Origin of the sequence: Streptomyces sp. NPDC059567, from assembly GCF_042735655.1 — a bacterium.
In the GTDB taxonomy this organism is placed as follows: Bacteria; Actinomycetota; Actinomycetes; order Streptomycetales; family Streptomycetaceae; genus Streptomyces.
In genome coordinates this window covers 7,854-12,838 of sequence record NZ_JBHWBS010000060.1, presented here as the reverse complement: position 1 = coordinate 12,838, position 4,985 = coordinate 7,854, and the positions used below count along the sequence as shown (strand labels likewise).

The window sequence follows — 4,985 nt, the reverse complement described above, 5'->3', positions numbered from 1 at the left end:
GTCCGCCCGCCGGGCGGAAGCGTGTCAGCCTCCGAGCGCCGCGTAGCGGGAGCGCAGGTCGGCCGCGCCCTGCTCGGTGAGCGCGCCGTGCAGCCGCATCCGGGCGACGCCGCCGTCGGGGAAGGCGTCGAGGCGGACGTGGGTGACGACGGCCTGCGCGGGCAGCTTGAAGCGGTGCAGGGTGTCGGGCTGCAGCCTGGTCCGCGGGATGATCTCGAACCACTCGCCCGTCTCGCCGTTGCGGCCCTGGAGGGCGATCCAGCCGGCCGAGTTGCCCTTGAGGTACGCGGTGTCGATCTCGACGGCGCGCACGACGCCCTGGGCGGCGAGCCGGAAGCGGACCCAGTCGTTGGTGCCGCGGACCCGGCGGCGGCGGTTCTCCCAGCCGTCGTCCATCTTGCGGGAGGTGCCGGGCAGGATGATCTGGGTCGGCGAGGAGTAGAACTTGTCCGAAGCGTCCTCGTACACGCCTCCGTTGAGTACGGAGATCAGGTCGAGGGTGCCGAGGAGCTCCAGCCACTCGGGGTCGGGCACGACCTCGCCGTGGACGCGCAGACGGGCGATGCCGCCGTCGGGGTGCTGGCACAGGCGCAGATGGGTGAAGCGGCGCTCGACGTCGATCGCGAAACCGTTGGCGGCGTGGCCGCGTACGGGGGTGGGCGGGACGATCTCCTCCCACTTCACGTCGTCGGCGAGGAGCTGCTCGGGGCTGGGCGAACCCTCGACGGCGGCGGCCTGGATCGACACCCGCTGCGGGTAGTTGCCGCGGAAGTGGGCGGTGTCGACGATGATGCCGCGGATGACGCCGGGGGCGCCGAGGCGGACGATCGCCCAGTCGTGGTCCTCGGGGGCGGGGAAGACGTTCTCGGCGTCGGCACCACGGCGGCGGCGGGTCTCCCAGCCGTCCATGATCTTGCCCTTGTGACCGAAGTGCTCCGGGTCGAAGACGGCGCGCTCGCGGACGAGGAGGTTCTCGCGCTCGGCGAAGAACTCGTCGTTGGCGGCGACGACACCGGCGCCGAGACGGCGGTCGGCCAGGTCGACCAGCTCGGTGAAGGGGAAGTCACCGGTGCGGTAGTCGGCGTACGGGTCGCCTCCGCCGTAGGGGGCGGCGTCGTTGGCATGCGGGTCCTGGTCCTGGCTCGTCTCGAAGGTCATGCGTCGACTGTGCGCCCCGAGGACCTGGTTGGTCCATCGAATGTTTTCGACAGGTATTTTCAGCTCTGCTGAACAATGTCGCGGTCGGCTCTGCTGAACAATGTCGCGGTCAGCTCTGTTGAACAATGTTGCAGTCAGCTCTGCTGAACGGTCTCGCGCTGGGCGGCGGCCTGGCGGAGCGCGCCGAGCACCCGGGCCACCGCGATCCCCTCCTCCGCCCCGCGCCGTACCGCCGCGACGACATGGCGGCGCGGCTGGTCGGCGGAGAGGACGCGCATGACGACTCCGGCGCGGCGCTCGGCGGAGGCCATCCGGGGCACCAGGGCGACTCCCATGCCCGCCTCGACCATGGCGAGGATCGCGGTCCAGCCGGCGGCGCTGTGGGCCTGTTCGGGCACGAATCCGGCGGCCTCGCAGGCGGCGGTGGTGATCTCGGACCAGGGGCCCGAGCCGCCGAAGATCCAGGGCTCGGCGGAGAGGTCGGCGAGCCGCAGCCCGGGCGCGTCCGCGAGCGGGTGCCCGGCGGGCAGGGCGACGTCGAGCGGGTCGGCCAGGAGGGGGACGCGGCTGAACTTGGGATCGCGGACGGAGGGGGCGTGCGCGGCGAGCGAGAGCGCCAGGTCGACCTCGCCGGCGCCGAGCAGTTCGTACGCCTCGGACGCCTCGGCCTCGCGGATCCGGACGTCGAGTCCGGGGTGCGCGGTGCGCAGCTGCTGGACGGCGGGGACCACGAGCGCGGGTACGGCCGTCGAGAACGCGGCCACCCGTACCTGCCCGACCTCGCCCCGCAGATAGCCGTCCAGCTCGGCGTCGGCGCGCTCCAGTTGGGCGAAGACGACCTCGGCGTGACGGAGCACGAGATGCGCGGCATCGGTGAGCCGGACCCGCCGCCCCTGCGCCTCCAGGAGCGGCACACCGAGCTGCTTGGCGAGGTTGGTGAGCTGCTGGGAGACGGCCGAGGGGGTCATGAGCAGCGTCTCCGCGGTCGCGGTGACGGTGCCGCGGTCGCGGAGGGTGCGAAGGATCTGGAGCTTCTTGATGTCCCACTCGGTCATGGGGCGCAACCTACCGGGGGCCACGGGTGGGCCGCTCACGCACGGGCTCTCGCACTGGCCAGCGCCACTCCGCCCAGGATGAGGGCCATGCATGCGCCGCCCGCGATGCCCAGTTCCTCGCCCAGCAGGGTGTACGAGAGCAGGGCCACGCAGACGGGCTGGAGGTAGTAGACGACTCCCGCGCGGGCCGCGCCGATGAGGGTGATGGCCTTGTTCCAGGCGAAGAAGGCGACGGCGGAGGAGAAGACTCCGACATAGAGGAGCGGTCCGACGGCGCCGAAGGTGGGGTCGAAGCCACCCTGGACGGCGAGGCTGACGCCGTACGCCGGGAGCAGCATCAGGGCGCCGAGTACGAAGGTCGTGAAGAGGAAGGCCAGGGCGCCGATTTCGGTCGGCTTGCGCTTGAGCAGGGCGCTGTACGAGGCGAAGGACAGGGCGGCCGCGAACATCCACAGGTCGCCCGCGGTGAAGTCGACGGCGAGGGAGCCCTTGCCGACGAGGAGCAGCACACCGAGCGCGGCGAGGAGCATCCCGAAGGTGCGGCGGGCGCCGAGGCGTTCGCCGCCCAGGCGGGAGTAGAGCGCCATGATCACCGGGGAGGCGGCCATGATCATGCCCATGTTGGAGGCGGAGGTGGTCAGTCCGGACTGGTGCACGAGGGTGTTGTAGAGGGCGACGCCGAACAGCGAGGCCAGGGCGACGTAGCCGAAGTGGCGGCGGATCAGGTGCCGTTGCCGCCATGTCTGCCGGGCCGCGAGGGGGGCGACGGCGACGAGGGCGATGATCCAGCGCCAGAAGACGGCCTGGACCGGCGGGACGGAGTCGGCCATGTCCCGGGTGGCGACGAAGCTGCCGGACCAGACGACCGTGGCGACGAGCGCGAGGAGAACGCCGAGGCCGGCCCCCCGCGCGAGGTTCTTCGCGGGTGCCGGCTCGTCGGTCGCTCTCGGTTCGGTGCGGTCATGGTCCAGAAGCGTCACGGTGGTCCTTTCGGTCGGTGAGGCTCTACCGTCGCACCGAAGAAACCTCCAGGTCCATCGAAAGTTCCTGACCATTCCTTTCAGCTGAACTGAACGATTCGGCCTTCTTCACGGCGGGGGTACGCGGGTTCAGCTGGCCGAACAGGGTGGCACCGAAGGCGATCGCCATTCCGGCGAGCTGCACCGGGCCCAACGCCTGCCCGAGCGCCGCCCAGCCGATGACGGCCGCGCTGATCGGCGAGAGCGGGCCGAGGAGGGTGACGGAGGAGGCGCTCAGCTGCCCGATCCCGCGGAACCAGAGGAAGTACGAGATCGCGGTGTTGCCGAAGGCGAGGTAGGCGTAGCCGAGCAGGTTGGCTGAGTCCAGGGCCGGCGGGGCGCCCTCGATCAGGAAGGCGATCGGCAGGATGATCAGGCCGCCGGCGGTGAGCTGCCAGCCGGTCAGGGCGAGCGCGCCCACCCCCTCGGGCCTCCCCCAGCGCTTGGTGAAGACGGTGCCGGCCGACATCGACAGGGCGGAGAGCAGTCCGGCGACCACACCGACGAGATCGAGGGCCGCACCCGCCTTCAGGACGACGAGACTGACACCGAAGGCGGCGGCGATCGCGGTGAGCAGGGATCGCACGGTGGGCCGGTCGCCCAGGAAGAGGGCGGCCAGGCCGACGACGAAGAGCGGGCCGACCGAGCCGACGACCGCGGCGACGCCGCCGGGCAGCCGGTACGCGGCAAGGAAGAGCAGCGGGAAGAAGGCGCCGATGTTGAGACCGCCGAGGACCGCGGACTTCCACCACCAGGCACCCTGCGGCAGCTTGCGGGTGACGGCGAGCAGCAGCAGCCCCGCGGGGAGCGCACGCATCAGACCGGTGAAGAGTGGCCGGTCGGGCGGCAGGAACTCCGTGGTGACGAAGTAGGTGGAGCCCCAGGAGATCGGGGCGAGCGCGGTGAGGGCGATGACGGCGGCCTTGCGGGACATGGCAGGTCCCCCCTGGTTCGGAGTGGGTCCGAGTGACTTGGTGATAAGTAGCTTAGCTCTAAGCTACTTATTTGCAAGCCGCTTTCTCGTAAGCTTCTTCCTTGGGAGTGGCTTACCGCCCAGTGACTTACTTGCCGTCGAGTCGATCGATCAGGAGACTGCCGCCATGGACAGCACCGAGACCCCCGCCCACGACGCCGTCGACGCCATCACCGACCAGTGGGCGGCCGTCCGACCCGACCTCGACACGGTGCCGATGGCCGTCTTCGGGCGGATCTACCGGCTGGCCGCCGCGATGCGCGGCCGCGTCGACAAGGCGTACTCGCCCTATGGGATGGCGCTCGGGGAGTTCGACGTGCTGGCGACCCTGCGCCGCTCGGGCGAGCCCTACACGCTCTCGCCGCGCGAGCTCACGGCAACGCTGATGATCACCACCGGCGGGATGACGGGCCGGCTCGACAAGCTGGAGAAGGCCGGGCTGCTCAGCCGCAGCCCCGACCCCAACGACCGGCGCGGGCTGCGGGTGACGCTCAGCGAGCGCGGCCGCGAACTGGTGGACCAGGCGGTGGGCGCCGGGCTCGCCCAGCAGCGGGAGGCCATGGAGACCGCGCTCACGCCCGAGGAGGCGGAGCAGCTGGCGGGCCTGCTGCGCAAGCTGCTGGCGACCACGGTCGTGTGAACGCACACAAGGGCGCGGGGGGCCGTCGGCCGGAACCCCCCGCCCCCCCCCCCCCGAGAGGGGGGCCACCTCCGGGTGTGGGGGGGGGGGGGGTTGGGGCCCCAACAAACGGCCCCGGGGACACACCAACAACCACAAAC

The 4,985-nt window shown here is 71.3% G+C and carries 5 protein-coding genes; 1 reads left to right on the top strand and 4 read right to left on the bottom strand.

The features are described from left to right. Window positions 1–24: 24 nt before the first annotated feature. The 4 genes from alc to ACFVZW_RS24130 form a co-directional block, all read right to left on the bottom strand. On the bottom strand, window positions 25–1,158 hold the full coding sequence (gene alc, locus ACFVZW_RS24145) for an allantoicase (RefSeq protein ID WP_384524788.1): 1,134 nt from the start codon (window positions 1,156–1,158) through the stop codon (window positions 25–27). A gap of 134 nt (window positions 1,159–1,292) precedes the next feature. After that, window positions 1,293–2,213: a LysR family transcriptional regulator gene (locus ACFVZW_RS24140; RefSeq protein WP_384524785.1), complete on the bottom strand. Its 921-nt coding sequence runs from the start codon at window positions 2,211–2,213 to the stop codon at window positions 1,293–1,295. 35 nt (window positions 2,214–2,248) lie between these two features. Continuing rightward, window positions 2,249–3,193, bottom strand: coding sequence for a DMT family transporter (locus ACFVZW_RS24135; RefSeq protein WP_384524782.1), 945 nt, complete (start codon window positions 3,191–3,193; stop codon window positions 2,249–2,251). 25 nt (window positions 3,194–3,218) lie between these two features. Further along, window positions 3,219–4,166, bottom strand: coding sequence for an EamA family transporter (locus ACFVZW_RS24130; RefSeq protein WP_384524779.1), 948 nt, complete (start codon window positions 4,164–4,166; stop codon window positions 3,219–3,221). Window positions 4,167–4,332: 166 nt separating this feature from the next. Here ACFVZW_RS24130 and ACFVZW_RS24125 point away from each other — a divergent pair, with 166 nt between their 5' ends. Continuing rightward, window positions 4,333–4,845: a MarR family winged helix-turn-helix transcriptional regulator gene (locus tag ACFVZW_RS24125; RefSeq protein WP_384524776.1), complete on the top strand. Its 513-nt coding sequence runs from the start codon at window positions 4,333–4,335 to the stop codon at window positions 4,843–4,845. Window positions 4,846–4,985: the final 140 nt, after the last annotated feature.